Below are 18900 nucleotides of genomic sequence, written 5' to 3'. Positions count from 1 at the left end.
GGTCGTTATGCCGATCAGCGCAGTTGCGGCGTCTGGGTCAATACACCCTGATTCTGGGCGCGGTGACGCAACAGATGATCCATCAGCACCAGCGCCAGCATCGCCTCGGCGATGGGCACGGCACGGATGCCGACGCACGGATCGTGGCGCCCCTTGGTGATCATCTCGGTAGCCTCACCCTCGGTGGTGATGGTCTTGCCCGGCACCGTGATGCTGGAGGTAGGCTTGAGCGCCATGCTCACCACGATATCCTGACCGGATGAAATACCGCCCAGAATGCCGCCCGCATGGTTGCTGGCAAAGCCGGCCGGGGTCATCTCGTCACGGTGCTCGGAGCCTTTTTGCTCCACCACCGCAAAGCCGTCACCGATCTCCACCCCTTTTACCGCATTGATGCCCATCATGGCGTGGGCGATGTCGGCATCGAGGCGGTCAAACACCGGCTCACCGAGGCCCACCGGCACATTGCGCGCGATGACCTGCACCTTGGCACCAATGCTGTTGCCCTCTTTCTTCAGATCACGCATGTATTGATCGAGCGCTTCCAGCTTGCCCGCATCGGGGAAGAAGAAGGGATTCTGCTCGATCTGCGCAGCGTCAAACGCCTCGGCCTTGATGGGGCCAAGCTGGGAGAGAAAACCGGTGATCTCGATGCCATGCACCTGTTTGAGGTACTTCTTGGCAATGGCTCCCGCCGCCACCCGCATCGAAGTTTCGCGGGCGGAGGAGCGACCACCGCCGCGATAGTCGCGCTGACCATACTTCTGGTGGTAGGTGTAGTCAGCATGGCCCGGGCGGAACAGATCCTTGATGTCGGAGTAATCCTTGGAGCGCTGATCGGTGTTCTCGATCAAGAGCCCGATGGACGTACCGGTGGTTCTCCCCTCAAACACCCCGGAGAGGATCTTCACCTCGTCCGGTTCACGGCGTGGCGTGGTGTAGCGGGAGGTGCCGGGCTTGCGCCGATCGAGATCCCCTTGCAGATCCGCCTCGCTGATCTCCAGCCCCGGCGGGCAACCATCGACCACGGCGCCCAGCGCCAGACCGTGGCTCTCGCCGAAGGTGGTTACCCGAAAGAGTTGGCCAAAACTGTTCCCTGCCATAGGCGCTCCTGCTTAGTTTTTGTAGATGGCAAAATGATCCTGATACTGCACCAGCTCGTTGCGCGTCATCACGAACACACCGTGGCCGCCGTTCTCGAACTCTACCCAGGTAAAGGGGATTTCGGGGAACTGGGATTCCAGATGGATCATGCTGTTGCCCACCTCGACCACCAGCACGCCGTCATCCTTGAGGAAGTCGGCCGCATTGGCCAGCAGGCGCTTGGTGAGCTTGAGACCATCGCTGCCGGAGGCGAGCGCCAGCTCCGGCTCGTGACGGAACTCGTCCGGCAGATCCGACATATCTTCGGAATCCACGTAGGGCGGGTTGGAGACGATGAGATCGTACTTGTCGCCCGCCGGCAGATCGCGGAACAGATCGGAGCGGATCGGGATAACCTGCTGCTCCAGCCCGTGATCGTTGATGTTGCGCTCGGCCACGTTGAGGGCATCAACGCTGATGTCGATGGCGTCAACCTCGGCGTCCGGGAACTCGTGAGCCATGATGATGGCGATGCAACCGGAGCCGGTGCAGAGATCCATGATCCGGGTCGGCTCCTGTTTGAGGAACGGCGCGAAGCGGTTGGCCACCATCTCGGCGATGGGAGAACGGGGAATGAGTACCCGCTCGTCAACGTAAAACTCCCAACCGGCATACCAGGCCTTGTTGGTGAGATAGGGCGCGGGAACACGCTCCTGCACGCGGCGCACGATCAGTTCGGCAATCCGGTGACGCTCGCTGCTGGTGAGACGGGAGTGGCGCATCGCCGGATCCACGTCCGGCGGCAGATGCAACGCGGGCAGTACCAGCTGCACAGCCTCATCCCAGGCGTTGTCGGTACCATGTCCGTAGAAGATACCGGCGTCGTTGAAACGACTCATGGCCCAGCGCAACATGTCCTGGATGGTGTGCATCTCGGCAACCACCTCATCGATAAATATCTTGTCCAAATCCACCTCCAAGTCGAGTAATATCCGGCCCGAGAATTTTATACAGCGAGCAAGACGAGTACCTGATGAAAAAAACGCCCTCACCGACAGACGAGGAAACCCAGCTGTTCCGCGATGCGATAAAAGGTACCCGGAAAATCAAGCAAGATACCATAAGGGCCGAGTTACGCCCGGTCAAGCAGAAACGCGAAATGCGCGAAAGCCGCGAATCCCTTGGGGTTGACCACTATTTCAGCGATGAGTATCAGCCCCATCTCGAGGACGATGGCCCGACCCGTTATGTGCGCGAAGATGTGTCGAAATTCGAGCTGAAAAAGCTCAAGCGGGGCAGTTATCCGCCGGAGATCTATCTCGATCTGCACGGCATGAACCAGCATCAGGCCAAACAGGAGCTGGCGGCCCTGCTCACTCTCTGCCAGAAAGAGAACATTCACGTCGCCTCGGTGATGCACGGCATCGGCAAACATATCCTCAAACAGCGCATTCCAAGCTGGCTGGCCCAGCACCCCAACGTGCGCGCCTTTCATCAAGCTCCGCGCGAATGGGGCGGCGACAGCGCCATTCTGGTCTTGCTGGATATCGAGGAGTAGCTCGTAAAATCGGCAACCTATACTGAATATCAATACGTTATTGACAGTGGAGGTTGCATGTTTACACGAGGCTCCCATGCCGACATCAAGTCATCCCTCGACGCCATCGGCGCTGCCGTGGCGGTATTCAGCCTCGACAAGGATGACCACTTTGTTCTGGTATCAGCCAACGACACCTTCGCCAAGGCCTTCGAGATCGAGGTGCTTGGCTGCATTGGCAAACGGCTCAACGAAATGTTTCCCCGCTACATCACCAGCAGCATCGAGCAGCCGATGCACGAGTGCGTGAGCCAGCAGACCGGGGTGGAGAGCGAACTGCCCATCGATAGCCTGTCGCGCACCAGCTGGTGGCGCTTTGTCCTCTCCCCCATCATTCCCGAGCAGGCACGGATCAACAGGATCATCGTCACCGCCATCGACATCACCGCCAAGAAGCAGCTGGAAGATGCGCTCACCACCAGCCGCCGCCGTTTTGAAGCGGTCGTCAACTCCGCCTATGACGGCATCATCAGCGTCAGCAGCGAATCGCGGATCGAACTTATCAATACCGCTGCCTGCGAGATGTTCGGCATCGACGAGAGCTATCTTGGCAAACGGCTGGAGACCCTGCTGCCGCAACGGTTTCGCGCCAACCATGACAGCTACTTCAAGGCGTTCAGCAACTCCCCCATCAATTCACGCCCCATGCATGCCCGCGCCTCCGTGGTAGGGCTGCGCCGCGATGGCAGCGAATTTCCGCTGGAGGTCACCATCGCCAAGATCAATATGGGCCAGACCACCGAGATGACCGCCATCCTGCGCGACATCTCCGAACGGGCGCGCCTGGTGGAAGAGCTGAAGGTCGCCGCCACCACGGATCCCCTGACCGGTATTGCCAACCGGCGCCGTTTCGATGAGCTGGTCAACGCCGAGATGCAGCGCTGCCAGCGCTTTGGTCACACCATGGGCCTGCTGCTGATCGACATCGATCACTTCAAGGAGGTCAACGACACCTTTGGCCACCAGCAGGGGGATCAGGCGATCCTGAGTCTGGTCAACCGGATCGGCAAACAGCTGCGCGAGGTGGACATGCTGGGGCGCTGGGGCGGCGAGGAGTTTATCGTGCTGCTGCCGGAGACCTCGCTGGAGCTGGCCTGGGCCAGCGCCGAGCGGATCAGACTGGCGGTGGAGTCGGCCCGCCATGCGCTATCCGGAGCGCTTGAGGTCTCACTCACCATCAGCATCGGGATCAGCGCCAGCAAAGGCCCCCTCGACAGCGTGGAGAAGATGGTCAGACGGGCCGACACCGCCCTCTATATGGCCAAGAAACAGGGGCGCAACTGCTGTCGCAAGGAGGAGCCGGAGCCGACCTGATGGCTCGGCCCCTTCTTCAGTCACGACGGCTTGCCCCTCGACCAGTCACAAAGAACCATTCATTCGTTATCACAGCCAGTTCGGAGCCACGCCACCTTGAGTGGCGTGGTGCTTTTTACCCGCCCCCATACACAGATTGTTTCACTGGCCTGACAGAGTTAACCATCGCTTTTACACAGGTGAAATAATGGCGCACGGCCAGCACGGCAGGTCTCTTATTGCGATGGCGCTTTGCCGCGACAATGCCCCCCTCCGATCACCCTCAGATAGCGGTCAAGCAGACTCCGAATGACCAGCAAACACGATGCAAAGTGAGCACAACCGGATTAAGGATGATCGGGAGTCACAAAGGCCTGTTCACTCATAGTCCACCGGTTGAGGGTGGTCGGCAAAATGGCAGAGGTTTATCCGGTGTCAAAGGTACCGGAAAATGCACCGTCAGCATGCCGCCGTTGGCCAACTGCCAATCGAAAAAGTCATCAAATCCGGCACTTGTCACGGCACGGATCACCTTGGCGACAACCCCATGTGCGACCAGCAGCACCCGCTCCCCTTGCGCGTTCGAGGTCAGTTCTAGCAGCCCTTGCGACACCCGGGCAACTACCCCATCCAGCGTTTCCCCACCGGGTGGTGCCTCTGGCCACTCTTATTAATCCCGATATCCAGCGCGCCCTGATACCGTCCTTCCGCATTGGCTTGCGTCTCGCCATGGCGGATAACAACCAGCTCCATACCAACCTCCTTTGTTGGGGTTACCCTGGTTTTACTTCCCTTTGGGATAACGGGGATGCTCGTCCTGGATCGGCAACCAGGGCAGCTGGCTGTCGGTATGGATGTGGTAGGTTGGCGCAACAGCATCCGGATTATCGAGGGAGGCGATGGCCAACGTGAGATACTCAGGGTACTGGGTGCTGCGATACGTAAGGGAGGAGCCACACTCGGCGCAAAATCCCCGGCGGATAAAATCTGAAGACGCATACTCGGTCGGTTTGCCGCATAACCACTGCACCTGTTCGGCGTGAAAGTCCATCCAGGCCCCGACCGGTGCCCCCGTGGAGCGCTGGCAATCACGACAGTGACAAAAATCGGCCGCAACAGGTGCAGTCAGCACCTCATAACGGATCGCCCCGCAATGACAACCGCCCTTCATCTTGCCCCCTTTGTTGCAATTTTGCACAAGCCAAAGAGCTTACCAATATAAACCGATCGTTCACATCAATTTTCTCAAGGGAATAAGCGACAAGGTGCCGAGATAAAGCTGCGCGATATAGCAAGACCTCACCATTTTGGTGATAAATGACATTTTACCAATAGGGGAATTACTCCCCTAACGCGCAATGAGAGGATTCATTTAATGATGGGAAATGAATTAGCCCGCAGTGTGCGACAATTATCAGGGGACGCCAACTTATGGAGCTAACCAACCAACATGTAAAACGGCTGCCCCTCACTTCTTCCAACATTATTTTATTTCAACTTTCAGATAAAAATCGTTCTGTAAACCAAGACTAAAGCACCATTAAAAACACCAGATAATATTCAGTGATGCACTTTTGAATTAACGAGGAGAAGGAGTTACCCTCCCTCTCCTCTTTGGGCGTTAAATTACACCATCTTATTTGGCAGGCACCACAACCCAAGGGCCACCCTTGGTTGGATCATCACCCTGCGTCCACCATTTGGCCTGATAGACAACGCCTTTGTAGCTCACCTTGCTGCCAGCGGTATAGACCTTGGTCGCTTCCCAGGCCGGGTTGCCACCGATGGGCGGTTCGCTCGGATCGACCGGCGGCGGAGTCAATTTGTCTACGACCCGCACTTTCGGCCAGTTGGCGTGGGAGCCGTAGAAGTTGGTCACGCACTTCTGGTAATCGCCCGGCACCAGCGCCGAGTAGGCGGTCTGGAAGCCGACCAGCTCACACTCGAAGGAGTAACCGCCCGGGCGATCCGGATAGTATTTCCAGTTGCCATCCCAGTTGGTGTAGAGCACGTCGGTGGCGCCGTTGAGGTTGAGGCTGCCATAAGGCGTCTGCTGCCAGCAGGTATTCTTCTCATCGGCCTTGACCGGGATCTGGTAGTGATTGGCCAGCCCTTCCCAGTAGCGAATACGGTTGACCGGCTGCCCCTTGTCCTTGTTCTGTTCGCCACACTCGATGCCGCCATTGATGACGTTGATGGTGGTGCCAAAGCCGTAGCCGATACCGGCATCCACTTCCCGTTTGGAGGGTACCCAGGTGCGGTCAATCACGTGCAGCATGGCCGGCTTGGGTGCCTGCGGTGTGAGGAAGAACCAGATGGCCGAGGCGAGGTTGAGCCAGGAGTCCGCCACCAGCCCCGGGTTGTTGAGCAGCACGGAGGCATCGCCATCGAACATCGCCTCGGAGAAGGCACCGTAGTTGAAGTGGTAGGAGAGCTGCTTGGCACCGCGACCGAAGTAGCCTTGTCCGGTACTGCAGGGCCACTTCTTGTTTTGCCAGTCGTTCTGACCGCAGCCGGTGGTGTAGCCGGTCTGTCCCTCTGACCAGCCCATCTCGCGCACATGCACCAGCGCCTGCTGCCACTCTTCCAGCCCCAACGGGTTGTCGGAGACATTGTCCTTGGAGATATGGCCCCCCGTCTCCTGAGAGAAGTGGGCAAAGGCGGTCACGATGGATTTTTTACAGATCGCATCGGAATCACGCCCGTCAGTATATTCCCCGCAAAATGCCGGAAATTTACCGATAGCACGCAAGAACCGGACATAGGTGTATTCCGGCGCTGCCATCTGGGTTAAATAATCCCATTCCGACTGGGGAAATACCCGTTCAACCCGTTTTACGTTGTCAGGGTTGCTTGCCAACCCGGGTTCAATGGCATCGACTATTTTATTGGATCGGGTCGCCAACGCCTTGGCCCAAATTGCATACATGGGATTGGCTGTCTTGGCTTTTTCCACGGCAGCCACATCAGAGGCAGCAATAACATATCCACCGGGGTTCTGCGGATCGGGTTGAATATTCATGGTTGCGCTCATTGCACTATAACTTGGCAATGCGCAGGCAGCCGCAATCAACCAGGCACAACGCTTGGGTTTGAACATAAATCACAGTCCTTGTTTGAATATAGGGCGCTACAAGAGTAGGTGTTTTATTAACTAATTTCACGATGAGAATTAAGAAATAAAACAGATTTGTGAGCCATTTCACCTTGTCAGAAAAATTAGCAATGAACCGACACAAAGAACTCATACGAAACAATTTTTGACAAGGTGGCACCAGTAAAACTGGATCCGCGCGAGTGGATGGAGTGGCTACCACCCGTACATTTTTTTAGACGCAAAAAATGGCTGACAAGAGGAGCTTGTCAGCCATTCGAAACTATCAAGCAGCAGGGAGGCCAGCGACTCAGGATTCTGCTTTCACGGCGCGGATCAGGATGTTGCGCGGCGTCATCGGTTTGGCACAGAACTCCCCCACCTCGACCCGATAACCCTGCTCTTGCAGGAACAAGGCTCTATCGAGGGCAAGCCAGATCTCGAGGGGACGGCGAAACAGGTGACGCACCAGCTCCATCCGGGCGACAGCGCCAAAACGCGCCTCCCCTTTGGTTACAAAGGCGTCGTAGTCCAGTCCGCTCGGCAACGCGATCCCCTTGCGCTCGGCAGCCCAGTCGCAAAATGCCGCGAAACTGCCGGTCAACAGGCTCTTCTGCATATTGGGCACCGGCAGATACTCATCGATCCCGCGCACTTCCCGTTGCAGGCAATCAAAGGCGAGCCGCCACACCACCTCCTGCTCACGCAAGCGGGTGATCCGCGCGCCGCCGGTCACCGTCTCCTGCAACGGCAGTTTGAGATCGGCCTTGGCCAGACGCAGCGCACTGCCCTGAGCGGCTTGAGAGAGCGGACGGTAATCCGAGGTGCGGATCAGATGGTAACAGCAGGGGGAAATGGTCACCCCGCAGGCACTGCGCTCGGCCACTTGCGCCAACAGATGGGTGTGCAACTCGCCACAGGCATGCAACGCCATGGCGTGGTGCTCGGGCGCAATAAGCTCGGCAGACTCGGGAGCAAAGGCATCGGCGCAGCAGAAGATCATGGTGGCGCCATCACGCTCGGCCAGCTGACGACCCTCTTCACAGAGCTGCTCTTGCAATTCGAGGCTCAAGACCGACGCATGACGATGACGTGATACCAGTCGCCCAAGATGCCCTTTGCCGGCACACCACTCCAGATAAGGTCCCTGATGTGCGGGCAGGCAGGCAGTGAACGCCTCTATTTGCGCCTGCTTGCGCCCCGGCATATGCAGCGCCATCTCCTTGCTGCAACTGATAGGCTCGGGGGTAAAAGGCTCAAGCTGACTGAGTTGCAGCAACACCTCGCCATCGGCAATCCAGGGGGAGAGCAACGAACCAAGGGCCGCCATGTCGCCATCAAGTTCAGCCAGTTGCTCCAGCGTGAGAGCATCGAGCTGTGCCACCAGCTCCGGTGCCTCGTTGGCAAAGGGCATGGTCAGGTGGTGATAGGGCTGATATTGCCACCAGCGCCGATGGCGGATCAGCAGCTGATCCAGTTGTTGAAAGCGTTGCGCCAGCACAGGAGCCTCTATCCGGTAGTCAAAAGGAGGCTCATTCTAGCGATCCCGCTTCAAATTGCACTCCTGCTGCGCAGTAAAGTGCCGCTCAAGGGAGTAGCCTGACCCGGCTTGCTACCCGACCTGACAAAATGCGGGGTTTTATGCTATATTCCGCCCCCTCTTTGATGCGCCCCGCCCGATGCGGGTCGTTTTACTACCAACCAGGGGATCAATAACATGACCATCAACGCCATCCTGCAAGCGCGCGCAGGCGCCAAGTGTGAACTGTGCGGCGCCGAGCAGGCACTGACCGCTTTCGTGGTACCCCACTCCCCCGCCAGCGATGATGATCACAGTGTGGCCATCTGCGATACCTGCCGCGGCCAGCTGGAGCAGCCGGAGACCGTGGTTGTCAACCACTGGCGATGCCTGGGCGACAGCATGTGGAGCCAGGTGCCGGCCGTTCAGGTCATGGCATGGCGCCAGCTGAAAGCCCTCTCCGCCCAAGGCGAAGTGTGGGCTCAGGACATGCTGGACATGATGTACATGGAAGAAGAGACCAAGGCCTGGGCCGAAGCGGGCATGGCTTCCGAAGATGATGACAGCGTGCCGACCGTAGACTCCAACGGAGCTGTGCTGCAAGAGGGCGACTCCGTCACCCTGATCAAGGATCTGGACGTCAAGGGCGCCGGCTTTACCGCCAAGCGCGGCACCTTGGTCAAGGGCATCCGCCTGACCAACAACCCGCTTCATATCGAAGGCAAGGTCAACGGTGTGCAGATCGTGCTGGTCGCCGCCTACCTGAAAAAGGCGTAATACCGCTCGGCAACTTGTGCCGACGACAATAAAAGGATGGCCAGCCGCCATCCTTTTTTATTTGCCGCCGCTTTATGGGCCGCGCAGTTATCAGCTGTACAGAAGTAATTTTCAGCCATCGCCAAACCGCCTATTTTCGCCAATACCACATGTTGCAAACCAGCCATACACCTGACCCATATTTGTACGTTGTGGTGTGCAGCTATGTGGCTCTCTCCCCTTTTATCCTGAAGCACACCTCCCCAGAGCCCGCTGTTGCGCCGGTTTGATTACGCCAACCTAGTCACACTTACTGTCACGCTTGCCTTGACCACTATTGGCTACTAACAGCAAGGCTTTGCTCGCCTGCCCGTATAGGCTCACAAGCGGAACGCTCTCGTCCAACAGGACTCTTATCAGATGGCGGTAATATATTGGTGGCCAAGCTCTTTTTCCTCGATGGCTGGCAAGCTCGTCTCGCAAGGCTGCTCGCGCGGGAAATTGGCTAGAAACAGCTGGGCTATTTTGTGAGCAAGGACAAAAATTGACTAAAAGCAGGTCATGGATGCTTGACTTTATATTTTAAAAAAGAAGGAGAAACGAGGTAAGGCGATAAGAAAATAACGGTGTAAATAACCCCTCCCCCAATCGATGGAACAGCTCGAAAAAATTGGTGCAAGTGTTGTGCTCGCTGTGGTGCTCGCTAAAAGTAACCCCGTGGACGGGTCGGCAATATATCGGGCAGATGACCAATATTGTCCGGTTAAACACCCCCGTTAATTTGTCATCAGTTGTTCAGGCACTGAACATAAGCGATGAATCACAAGGTAGAAAATGGCGATAACCGGATAAAAAACAGCCCCGTCACACGCGCTGTTGCGACCGGGCCATCTTGATGGTTTCAGGCGGGAGAGGTCACGCCCCCTTTTTCTGGCGAGCCTTGTGCTCTTCCAGCAGGTTCTCCGGCGGGGGCGGCACCTGCAGGTAGAATCCCTGCATGGTCAACGCCTCCATCACCTTGCCGACCTCGGCCAGCCCGAGGGGTTTGGCCGGGTCCAGTTTGGTCATCAGCACCAGCTCGGGACGACCAAAAACAGCCATCAAGGGGGCCGGTACGCGGGAAAAGTCCTCTCTTCTTTCAACAAAAAGGTAGGTCTCGGCTTTTTTGCGACTTTTATAGACTGCACACAACATGGAAATTGATATAATCCGACGAGTTTATTGCCTCTGATGGGGGCAAACTATAACATCAGGAATTGAATAACAATAACGGATTAGCATCTCTGCCTCGGGGAAGATTCATGGTTGAGCGCGATAACGAATTGAAAGGGACCACCTTCACTATTTCTGTGTTGCATATCAGCGATGGCGAGCCAGAGCGGATCCGTCAGTTGTTGGCGGAAAAAGTGGCTCAGGCGCCCTACTTCTTTAATTGCGCACCGCTGGTGATCAATGTTTCCCGACTGGAACAGATCCCCGACTTCGAACAGCTCAAGGAGCTGGTGGAGTCGGAAGAGTTTGTGCTGGTCGGCATCACGGGCGCGCGAAGTGAAGAGATGAAGACGGCGGCCAAGGCGGTGGGCCTTGCCGTAATGGCCTCGGGCAAGAGTCGCAAGAGCGATCCCCAACCTGAGCCAGAGCCAGTGGTGGCACCTGCCGCCCCCGTTACGCCCCCTGAGCCGGAGCCGGCGCCCCTCATCCCGACCCGGGTGCATGTGGGCCCGGTGCGCTCCGGCCAGCAGATTTATGCTGCCGGCACCTCGCTTGTGGTGCTGGGTTCCGTCAGTCCGGGGGCCGAAGTGCTCGCCGATGACAGCATTCATATATATGGCACCCTGCGTGGCAGAGCCATAGCCGGAGCCCGCGGCAATACCCGGGCCCGGATCTATTGCCAGCAATTACAGGCCGAGCTGCTCTCCATCGCTGGTACATTCCAGCTCAGCGATGCATTGCCGGCAGGCCTCATCCAGCAACCGGTCCATATCCGGCTGGATAATGAACAACTCCGTATAGACCGTATCAAATAGAGTTACAAGGAAGCGAGAATGGCGCGAATCATAGTCGTTACATCGGGTAAAGGTGGCGTTGGCAAGACCACAACCAGCGCGGCCCTGAGTACCGGTTTAGCCCAGCGTGGCCACAAAACTGTGGTCATCGATTTTGACATCGGTCTGCGAAACCTGGACCTCATCATGGGCTGCGAGCGCCGCGTGGTGTATGACTTCGTCAACGTCATCAACGGTGAGGCCAACCTCAATCAGGCCCTCATCAAGGACAAGCGCAGCGAGAATCTCTATATCCTGCCGGCTTCCCAGACCCGTGACAAAGATGCCCTGACCAAAGAGGGTGTCGAGAAGGTGCTGGAGCAACTGGCCGAGATGAAGTTTGACTACATCGTCTGCGACTCTCCGGCGGGGATCGAAGCGGGCGCCCTGATGGCCCTCTACTTTGCCGACGAGGCGATCGTCACCACCAACCCGGAAGTCTCTTCCGTGCGTGACTCCGACCGGATCCTTGGCATCCTCTCCTCCAAATCCCGTCGTGCCGAGCGCGGTGAAGACCCCATCAAGGAGCACCTGCTGCTGACTCGCTACTGCCCGACCCGCGTCAATCGCGGCGACATGCTGAGCGTGCAGGACGTGCAGGAGATCCTGGCCATCCCGCTGCTCGGGGTGATCCCGGAGTCACAGGCTGTGCTGCGTGCCTCCAACTCGGGCGAGCCGGTCATTCTGGACAAGGAGTCCGATGCCGGTCAGGCCTATGATGATGCGGTTTCCCGTCTGCTCGGTGATACCAAGGAATTTCGTTTTCTGGAAGAAGAAAAGAAGGGCTTCTTTAGCCGACTGTTCGGGAGTTAAACATGTCATTATTGGATTATTTTCGTTCCAACAAGAAACAGAACACCGCACAACTGGCCAAGGAGCGGTTGCAGATCATCGTTGCTCACGAGCGTTCATCCAGAGGGGGGCCGGATTACCTGCCCCAGCTCAAGCAGGATATCCTCGACGTGATCCGTAAATACGTCAACATCGATCCGGACAAGATCACCGTCCAGATGGATCAGAAGAGTGACGAGCTCTCCGTTCTCGAGCTCAACATCACCTTCGCCGATGACAACAAGAAGGGATGAGCTGACGCCATATGCGTGACCCCTTCCCTCAATGAAGACCGGATCCCCTGGCTGGATCCGGTTTTTTATTGCCTCAACCTGGCGAAGCGCCTGCAACCGGCTCGCCAAGGGGTCTGGCGACAGCTAGAATAGCGCCGCCTTCGCTTGCATCGGCCTGCGAGGTTTCTTCTCTTTTTTCTGGAACAGAACTTATGTCCTTGAATGACGAAATGCACAGCGTCGAAGAGCTGCTCGACACCGCCCTTGAACTCTTTATGGAGCTGGCCTCCGACAACCTGCCGGAGCAGGAGATCATCCGCTTCAATCAGGAGTTCAACGATCGCGGCCTGCTGGCAGAAACCGACCCGGCCGACGACTGGGAAGCGGATGTGGGTTTTGCCGTGAGTGATGCCGAATACGCCGAGATCTGGGTTGGCCTTGGCAACGAGCAAGAAGAGTACGAGCACCTGTTTGCCCGCATGCTGCTCTCCCGCCGTGTTGACGAGAAGTTCTGCCACATCGAATGGCTGCCCCAATAATTCCGGATCCCGATGATCCGAGCCAGTATGTCTGGGAGTCTGACTCTGACGCCCGGCAGATGGCGCCTGAAACCCCGCCCCCCTCATTGGGGCGCCGGGTGTTGAAGTGGGTTGGCAAGGCCTTGCTGGCCGGGCTTGTCTGCTCGGTCGTCTCCGTCTTGCTGCTGCGCTTTATCGATCCCCCCATGTGGAGCTGGCGCATCGAGCGAGCCCTCTTTCCGCCTGCCAAAGTGGCACAAGTGCGCCATGAGTGGGTGGATCTGGAGTCCATCTCCAAAGAGCTGCAGCTGGCGGTGATTGCCGCCGAGGATCAACGCTTTGCCGAGCACAACGGTTTTGACATGGACGCCATCAATGCGGCGCTCAAGCACAACCAGCACAGCGAGCGGGTACGGGGTGCCAGCACGCTGAGCCAGCAGACCGCCAAGAATCTCTTTATGTGGAGTGATCGCAGCTTCCTGCGCAAAGGGCTGGAAGCCTGGTTTACCCTGCTGATGGAGCTGGGCTGGGACAAATCCCGCATCCTCGAGATGTATCTCAACATTGTGGAATTTGGCCCGGGTATCTATGGCGCTGAAGCCGCAGCCAACTACTACTTCGGCAAACCGGCCAGCCGGCTGACCCGCTACGAGGCTTCACTGCTGGCCGCCGCCCTGCCCAATCCCTGGCGCTATCGGGTCAAGCCACCTTCGCCCTATGTGCAAAAGCGGGCGGTCTGGATCCGCCGCCAGATGGGGCAACTGGGTCAGGTGACCCTCAACCGGGTCTATCAGGCCAATTGATCATCAGGCGCCACCGGATTTTACCGGTGGCTCCTGCCCCGCCTCCGCCGGCTCCTGATTGAGGGGCAGAGAGTGCCACCACCAGCTCTCCCGTCGTCGCTTGATCTGCTGTCGTCTTGTCCGTAACCGCATCGCGTCGTCCCCACACCTATTCACCCGCCACTTAACCATACCCCCGATATGACCGGTTGGACAGGTCGTACCCCGCGGCGCACTGGTCTGGCCGCCACCGCCAATACTTGTTACAGTAGCGGCCTCGATGTATCTGGAGTGATTTCATGGAACAGCGTACCCCGGATCAGCTGGTCGAATGGGCCTATGATCAGTTTCTTGAGCAGGCCGCCGACATGCTTGCCCCCGAACAAATCGTCGATATCACCCTGGAGTTTGAACAGCGTGGCGCCGTGGAGGCGACCCTGCCCAATGCCGACTGGTCGGCAGAGCTGGGTGAGCCGGTCGATATGGAGCGCTGGGTCGAAGTGTGGGTGGGTCTGCTGGATCATCAGGAGGAATTCGAGGTGATCTTCGCCACCTTCCTCCTGCCCCGCCTGATCACGGAAAATCAGGTTTATGTGCGCTGGCACCGCCAGCAACAGGCATAAAAAAGGCGCCATCGGCGCCTTTCTTTCTGGCTTCCCATGCTCAGGGCTGCGCTGCGATGGCCTTGGCCAGACAGCGACGGCACCAGCAGGCACTGGCCGCCGTCATCGGCAAAGTCGGCAACTGACGGCACCAGCACTGCTCGATGGTCATCCCGGCGGAGAGGGCGCAATAGGCCGGTTCACCACAGCCCGGACAACGGTGAGTGCTCCTGGTGCCATCCAGCTCGGCCATCACTGCCAGCTGGGCATCGCTCTCCATCGCCGACCAGTGACCGATCTCGGTCAGGGTGCGACCACAGCCAAGGCAGAGGCCATCCTTTGCCTTGCATAGCCCGATGCAGGGACTCGGCACTTACTCCTGCTCCCCGCTCTGGGCAGCAGATCCCGCCTCGGTCAGGGTGATGGCATTGTCTTCAATGACGATCTTGCCCTGCTTGTAGAGGCCGCCGATCGCCTTCTTGAAGGTGCCCTTGCTCATGGCAAAAAGCTTGTAGATGAGCTCGGGTTCGCTCTTGTCACCCACTGCCAGACTGCCACCCTGCTTTTTCATCCGGGCCAGAATGCGCTCGCCGGCATCGTCCACCTTGGCCATACCCGGCTTTTGCAGGGTCAGATCCAGCTTGCCATCGTCGCGCACCTGCTTGACCCAGGCGGTCTGTGGACGGCCCGTCATCACCCGGCCAAACACTTCGTTGCGAAACAGCATGCCGGGGTACTGGCCGTTGACGATCACCTTGATACCGAGGGGAGAGTGTTCACCGGGCAGAGCTGTCACCTCGTCTCCCGCCTTGAAGGGGGGCTTGGCGGTGCTCAGGAAGCGCTCGAGGCGGCTGGTACCCACCATGCGCCCCTCGTTGTCCAGCATCAGACGCACCAGATAGACGTGACCCACCTGCATCGGCTTGTTCTGCTCGCGGCTTGGCACGAACAGATCCTTTTTCATGCCCCAGTCGAGGAAGGCACCGATCTTGTTGGCGTTGACCACCTTCAGTCCGGCAAACTCGTCCACCATGGCGAAGGGCTTGTCGGTGGTGATGACCGGCTCGCAGTCGGCATCCAGATAGAGGAATACCTGTACGCTCTCCCCCTCCTTGATCCCCTCGGGAAGCTGGCGCTTGGGCAGCAGCAGCTCGCCGTATTCGTCGGCTGCCAGCCAGGCGCCGCGATCTTCGAGTTCAACGACGGTGAGGGTGTTCATCTTGCCAATCTGTATCATGGTGCTCTCTTTTTTCATTACCCGGACGGGCCGGCTGGATCACGGCCCCTATGGCCGCGCATGTTACCCCAAGAGGGGTGATCCGGCCTAGTCCCCTCGCCTCACTCTGACCGGTCGATGGCGATATAATCGCCATTCAACCGTCCCTTTGCTGCAAATACCCCCACATTTAGGTAGACTTCGCGGCTGCTCAAATCCAGAGGAACTGTCGATGAACCCATCCACTCGTACCCGTCATCTCAATCAATGGATCCAGACCCACAGCCAGCAGGCGATGACTTATCCCGCTCTGCACGGCTTTTTGTGTGCCCGTCTGGTCGGGCCGGATGCCCCTGACTGGCAGGCCCCGCTGGCCGGTCTGTTGCCCCATGACGCCGAGCTGGATGAAAAGAGTGGCGAGGCCCTCACCCATCTGATCGCCGAACTGGAAGCGCAGGCAGATGAAGCCCAGCTGGCCCTGCCGAGCCAGTGCCGCCTCCCCACCGACAACCCGCAGCAGGTCTTTGAACAGAGCCACCCGCTCGGGCAGTGGTGCTACGGCTTCAGTCAGGGCTTTGCCACCTGGCCCAAGCCAAAGGATTTGAACGACCCGACTACCCAGTACCGTTTCAGCCTGGCCGCCGAGCTGAGCCTGTTTCGCGACAAACAGATGGCGCAGATGCTCTATAGCGCCGCCGCCAGCGAACTCCCCTTTGCCGAGTTCTGCAAACGCCAGCGCCAGAACATGAAGACCGCCCTCAACCAGCTGCTTCAGCTCGATCAGTATCAGGCCGCGCCGAGCGCCGATGTAGCCCTCGACAGCGAGCAGGCCCAGCAGTGGCAACGCTGGTTCGAACTGGCGGACAACTGCCGGGATCATCAGGCCCGCCTCGGCTGGTTCGAGAAGATCATCGCCGATGCCAACCCGCTGTTTGATGCCAGCTTCTGGCAGCAGCTGGGTGGCCACGGCTGGAGCGCGCCGGAAGTGCGCCCCTTGCTGGCAGCCCGCGCCGGTCGCGCCGACTGCTTGCTGCGCCTTGGCAAGCTGGACGAAGCCAGGGAAGAGTATCTGGCACTGCTGGCCATCTGCATCCCCGACGAGCTGGGTTGCCGCTACAACCTCTCCTCCCTCTACGCCCTGCAGGGCGACTGGCAGGCGCTGGCCGAATTGCTGGTACGTTTCGACGAGGCCTCTAGCTGGTTGCTCTACAACCGCGCCCTGATGATCTTTGCCCGCGAAGGGGCGGATGCCGCCCGACCCCATCTGCTGGCCGCCATCAATGCCAACCCGCACGTTCCGGCCTGTCTGCTCGGTCAGCGCAAGCTGCCAAAGCAGGAACCGATGAGCTGGCAGGCGGGCAGCCGCGATGAGGCAACCCTCTACACCATGCACACCCGCGAGGCCTGGCTCAAGCAGAGCGCCCTGCTCTGGCTGCGCAAGGGCTGACCACTTCCGGATTAAAATCCCGGCGAACTGACCCGGTTTTTGTCTGATGGCGTGCGTCACCGCACATTTCATCGCAACCGGGTCAGACAAACTCGCTTGAGTTTCGTATCATCAATGTCAAAGTATCAAAAGAAACTGCATCTGATGCAGCCGTCACAGCAGGGTGTAATATGTCAAAAATCATAGCGTTACTCGCTCACTACCCGCCCTATCAGTTGGTACATGCCGCCGAAATGCTACGGGATACCTTCGAGCAGTTTTACGAACAGCGTTACCAGCTGACCGTTCCCCAGTGGCGTCTGATGATGGTGCTCGGCCCCAACTACCCCATCAGCCAGAAAGAGCTGGTCGAGGCGAGCGGCATGGACAAGGTGCGTATCTCCCGCGAGATCCGCCGTCTGGCCGAAAAAGGCATCATCTTCACCGAAAACAGCGAGCAGGATAAGCGCATCAGCCTGGTCTCCCTGACCGATAGCGGCCTCGCCCTGTTCCAGCAGCTCAAGAGCGAAGCGGGCAGCTGGCAGCATACCCTGACCGACTACCTGCCCAGTGAATCCCGCGAGGCGATCCGCCAGCATCTGCACAGCGTCAGCGCGGCCATCGAACAGCTGCACTCCCTCGACAAGGAGAAATAGGATGGATCTGAAGAAATTTGCCACCATGGACGTCAACATGCTGCTGAGCCTGATCAATATGCAGCTACGTGATCGTTACGATGATCTGGAAGACCTCTGCAAGGCGCAGGATCTCGATCAGGTGGCACTGGAAGCACGGCTGGCCAGCGGTGATTTTCACTACCAGCCAGAGCAAAAACAGTTCAGATAGGGATCGGGATCACAACGTCAGCAGCCACAGTGGCACCGGGGCCAAAACCTGATATGGTCACTCAAGCCTCGGCAGTGCGATGAACGGATACATCACACTGTCATACGAGGACGCTACTCTCGCTGCCAGTGAGCAAACCCAAGGATGACCCCATGACGTTGAACCGCGAACATTTCCTGATCACGCTCTGCATGCTGCTGATGATCAGCCTCTTCACCCCGCAGATCCCGCAAAGCGCCGAACAGTGGCTCACTGCACTGATGGTTGGCTCCCTCGCGGCTGTGGTGTTGATGCTGATACGCGGTTGTCGCCGCTTTATGCTGGAGTAGCCTCTGCACCTGCAACGGGTTCTGTGAACGCAACAAGCGTGAAAAAACAAACGCAGCCTGATGGCTGCGTTGTAGTTTATGGCGGGGCTGATTGCCCTTGCTGGCAAACGGCTTAGATAGCCAGCGTCTCGAGCTGCGCCTTGGCGGCTTCAATCCCCTTGCTCTGGGCATCCGGGCCCATACCCATCCCCTCGGCGTAGATGAAATCCACCTCCTTGATACCGATGAAGCCCAGCACGGTGCGCATGTAGGGGGTCACCAGATCGGTGGCGCTGCCAAAGTGCATGCCGCCGCGGGGGCTGATCACCAGCGCGCGGGTGTTTTCAACCAGACCGACCGGACCGGTTTCGGTGTAACGGAAGGTGACACCGGCACGGGCAACCAGATCGATCCAGTTCTTCAGCTGGGTCGGGATGTTGAAGTTGTACATGGGGGCGGCAATCACCACCAGATCGCTCGCCTTGAGCTCTGCGATCAGTTCGTCGGACTGGGCGATCACCGCCAGCTGACGTTCACTCAGGTTGTCACCACCGCGCAGGCCGGAGGCCAGCTCGCCATCCAGCACCGGCAGGTTGAGGGCCGCCAGATCACGCACGGTGACGACATCATCCTGATGGTCAGCCAGGAAGCCGTCGATCAGGGCGTTGGATTGGGAATATTGACCCAGGATGCTGGATTTGAGAACGAGGATATTGGCCATGGTGAAACTCCATTTGGTTGTCGGTTGAAC

The 18900-nt window shown here is 58.3% G+C and carries 23 protein-coding genes and 1 pseudogene; 13 read left to right on the top strand and 11 right to left on the bottom strand.

Annotation, left to right across the window (positions count from 1 at the left end; all coding sequences use genetic code 11):
- Nucleotides 1–14: 14 nt before the first annotated feature.
- Complete coding sequence (gene aroC, locus BS300_RS00415; protein ID WP_071910003.1) at nucleotides 15–1103, bottom strand: chorismate synthase; 1089 nt, start codon at nucleotides 1101–1103, stop codon at nucleotides 15–17.
- A 12-nt stretch (nucleotides 1104–1115) separates the two neighbouring features.
- A complete protein-coding gene (gene prmB / locus BS300_RS00410; protein WP_071910323.1) occupies nucleotides 1116–2051 on the bottom strand; it encodes a 50S ribosomal protein L3 N(5)-glutamine methyltransferase in 936 nt (311 codons plus the stop codon).
- 65 nt (nucleotides 2052–2116) lie between these two features.
- Here prmB and smrB point away from each other — a divergent pair, with 65 nt between their 5' ends.
- Entirely contained in the window at nucleotides 2117–2641 is a 525-nt protein-coding gene (gene smrB, locus BS300_RS00405; protein ID WP_041207861.1) for an endonuclease SmrB, read from the top strand.
- A 57-nt stretch (nucleotides 2642–2698) separates the two neighbouring features.
- On the top strand, nucleotides 2699–3994 hold the full coding sequence (locus tag BS300_RS00400) for a diguanylate cyclase (protein ID WP_071910001.1): 1296 nt from the start codon (nucleotides 2699–2701) through the stop codon (nucleotides 3992–3994).
- 361 nt (nucleotides 3995–4355) lie between these two features.
- On the opposite strand, the pseudogene BS300_RS00395 reads toward BS300_RS00400, so the two are convergent.
- The 4 genes and pseudogenes from BS300_RS00395 to BS300_RS00380 all read right to left on the bottom strand — a co-directional run bounded on the left by BS300_RS00395 (nucleotide 4356) and on the right by BS300_RS00380 (nucleotide 8568).
- Nucleotides 4356–4726, bottom strand: a pseudogene (locus BS300_RS00395) (histidine phosphatase family protein).
- Between the two features lie 31 nt (nucleotides 4727–4757).
- A complete protein-coding gene (locus tag BS300_RS00390; RefSeq protein ID WP_071910000.1) occupies nucleotides 4758–5144 on the bottom strand; it encodes a GFA family protein in 387 nt (128 codons plus the stop codon).
- A 465-nt stretch (nucleotides 5145–5609) separates the two neighbouring features.
- On the bottom strand, nucleotides 5610–7073 hold the full coding sequence (locus BS300_RS00385; protein ID WP_082044079.1) for a chitinase: 1464 nt from the start codon (nucleotides 7071–7073) through the stop codon (nucleotides 5610–5612).
- Between the two features lie 304 nt (nucleotides 7074–7377).
- A complete protein-coding gene (locus BS300_RS00380; protein ID WP_083593305.1) occupies nucleotides 7378–8568 on the bottom strand; it encodes a methyltransferase in 1191 nt (396 codons plus the stop codon).
- Nucleotides 8569–8784: 216 nt separating this feature from the next.
- Between BS300_RS00380 and BS300_RS00375 the strand changes: the two genes are divergently transcribed.
- Nucleotides 8785–9363 carry an alkylphosphonate utilization protein gene (locus BS300_RS00375; RefSeq protein WP_041207866.1) on the top strand — a complete coding sequence of 193 codons (579 nt, stop codon included), beginning with the start codon at nucleotides 8785–8787 and terminating at the stop codon, nucleotides 9361–9363.
- Here BS300_RS00375 and BS300_RS20940 read toward each other — a convergent pair.
- Complete coding sequence (locus BS300_RS20940) at nucleotides 9345–9530, bottom strand: hypothetical protein (protein ID WP_143241659.1); 186 nt, start codon at nucleotides 9528–9530, stop codon at nucleotides 9345–9347. The genes BS300_RS00375 and BS300_RS20940 overlap by 19 nt on opposite strands.
- A gap of 727 nt (nucleotides 9531–10257) precedes the next feature.
- Complete coding sequence (locus BS300_RS00370; RefSeq protein WP_043850455.1) at nucleotides 10258–10536, bottom strand: YcgL domain-containing protein; 279 nt, start codon at nucleotides 10534–10536, stop codon at nucleotides 10258–10260.
- 107 nt (nucleotides 10537–10643) lie between these two features.
- Between BS300_RS00370 and minC the strand changes: the two genes are divergently transcribed.
- From minC to BS300_RS00340, 6 genes are all read left to right on the top strand, one after another.
- Nucleotides 10644–11369 (top strand): septum site-determining protein MinC, encoded by a 726-nt coding sequence (minC, locus tag BS300_RS00365; RefSeq protein ID WP_033112498.1) that lies wholly within the window; start codon nucleotides 10644–10646, stop codon nucleotides 11367–11369.
- An 18-nt stretch (nucleotides 11370–11387) separates the two neighbouring features.
- Entirely contained in the window at nucleotides 11388–12200 is an 813-nt protein-coding gene (gene minD, locus BS300_RS00360) for a septum site-determining protein MinD (protein WP_033112499.1), read from the top strand.
- Between the two features lie 2 nt (nucleotides 12201–12202).
- Nucleotides 12203–12472 (top strand): cell division topological specificity factor MinE, encoded by a 270-nt coding sequence (gene minE, locus BS300_RS00355; RefSeq protein ID WP_033112500.1) that lies wholly within the window; start codon nucleotides 12203–12205, stop codon nucleotides 12470–12472.
- Between the two features lie 191 nt (nucleotides 12473–12663).
- Nucleotides 12664–12990, top strand: a complete 327-nt coding sequence (locus BS300_RS00350) for an HI1450 family dsDNA-mimic protein (protein ID WP_033112501.1) — start codon at nucleotides 12664–12666, stop codon at nucleotides 12988–12990.
- Entirely contained in the window at nucleotides 12975–13772 is a 798-nt protein-coding gene (gene mtgA / locus BS300_RS00345) for a monofunctional biosynthetic peptidoglycan transglycosylase (RefSeq protein ID WP_071909995.1), read from the top strand. The genes BS300_RS00350 and mtgA overlap by 16 nt, the downstream gene beginning before the upstream one ends.
- 278 nt (nucleotides 13773–14050) lie before the next feature.
- Complete coding sequence (locus tag BS300_RS00340) at nucleotides 14051–14374, top strand: HI1450 family dsDNA-mimic protein (RefSeq protein WP_041207870.1); 324 nt, start codon at nucleotides 14051–14053, stop codon at nucleotides 14372–14374.
- 40 nt (nucleotides 14375–14414) lie between these two features.
- Here BS300_RS00340 and BS300_RS00335 read toward each other — a convergent pair whose 3' ends face one another.
- Both BS300_RS00335 and BS300_RS00330 read right to left on the bottom strand, forming a co-directional pair.
- Complete coding sequence (locus BS300_RS00335; RefSeq protein ID WP_071909993.1) at nucleotides 14415–14726, bottom strand: DUF1289 domain-containing protein; 312 nt, start codon at nucleotides 14724–14726, stop codon at nucleotides 14415–14417.
- Entirely contained in the window at nucleotides 14727–15608 is an 882-nt protein-coding gene (locus BS300_RS00330) for a S1-like domain-containing RNA-binding protein (RefSeq protein ID WP_071909991.1), read from the bottom strand.
- 193 nt (nucleotides 15609–15801) lie between these two features.
- Between BS300_RS00330 and BS300_RS00325 the strand changes: the two genes are divergently transcribed.
- From BS300_RS00325 to BS300_RS21335, 4 genes are all read left to right on the top strand, one after another.
- Nucleotides 15802–17016, top strand: coding sequence for a UPF0149 family protein (locus BS300_RS00325; protein WP_071909989.1), 1215 nt, complete (start codon nucleotides 15802–15804; stop codon nucleotides 17014–17016).
- A gap of 170 nt (nucleotides 17017–17186) precedes the next feature.
- Nucleotides 17187–17651 (top strand): MarR family transcriptional regulator, encoded by a 465-nt coding sequence (locus BS300_RS00320; protein WP_033112507.1) that lies wholly within the window; start codon nucleotides 17187–17189, stop codon nucleotides 17649–17651.
- A 1-nt stretch (nucleotide 17652) separates the two neighbouring features.
- Entirely contained in the window at nucleotides 17653–17841 is a 189-nt protein-coding gene (locus tag BS300_RS00315) for a DUF4250 domain-containing protein (RefSeq protein WP_071909987.1), read from the top strand.
- A 152-nt stretch (nucleotides 17842–17993) separates the two neighbouring features.
- Nucleotides 17994–18170: a hypothetical protein gene (locus BS300_RS21335; RefSeq protein WP_185227192.1), complete on the top strand. Its 177-nt coding sequence runs from the start codon at nucleotides 17994–17996 to the stop codon at nucleotides 18168–18170.
- A 112-nt stretch (nucleotides 18171–18282) separates the two neighbouring features.
- Here BS300_RS21335 and BS300_RS00310 read toward each other — a convergent pair whose 3' ends face one another.
- Nucleotides 18283–18870: an FMN-dependent NADH-azoreductase gene (locus BS300_RS00310; RefSeq protein WP_071909984.1), complete on the bottom strand. Its 588-nt coding sequence runs from the start codon at nucleotides 18868–18870 to the stop codon at nucleotides 18283–18285.
- Between the last annotated feature and the right edge of the window lie 30 nt (nucleotides 18871–18900).

Origin of the sequence: Aeromonas sp. SCS5 (genome assembly GCF_001887375.1) — a bacterium.
Classification (GTDB): Bacteria; Pseudomonadota; Gammaproteobacteria; order Enterobacterales; family Aeromonadaceae; genus Aeromonas; species Aeromonas jandaei.
This window is presented reverse-complemented; position numbering and strand designations above follow the sequence as displayed.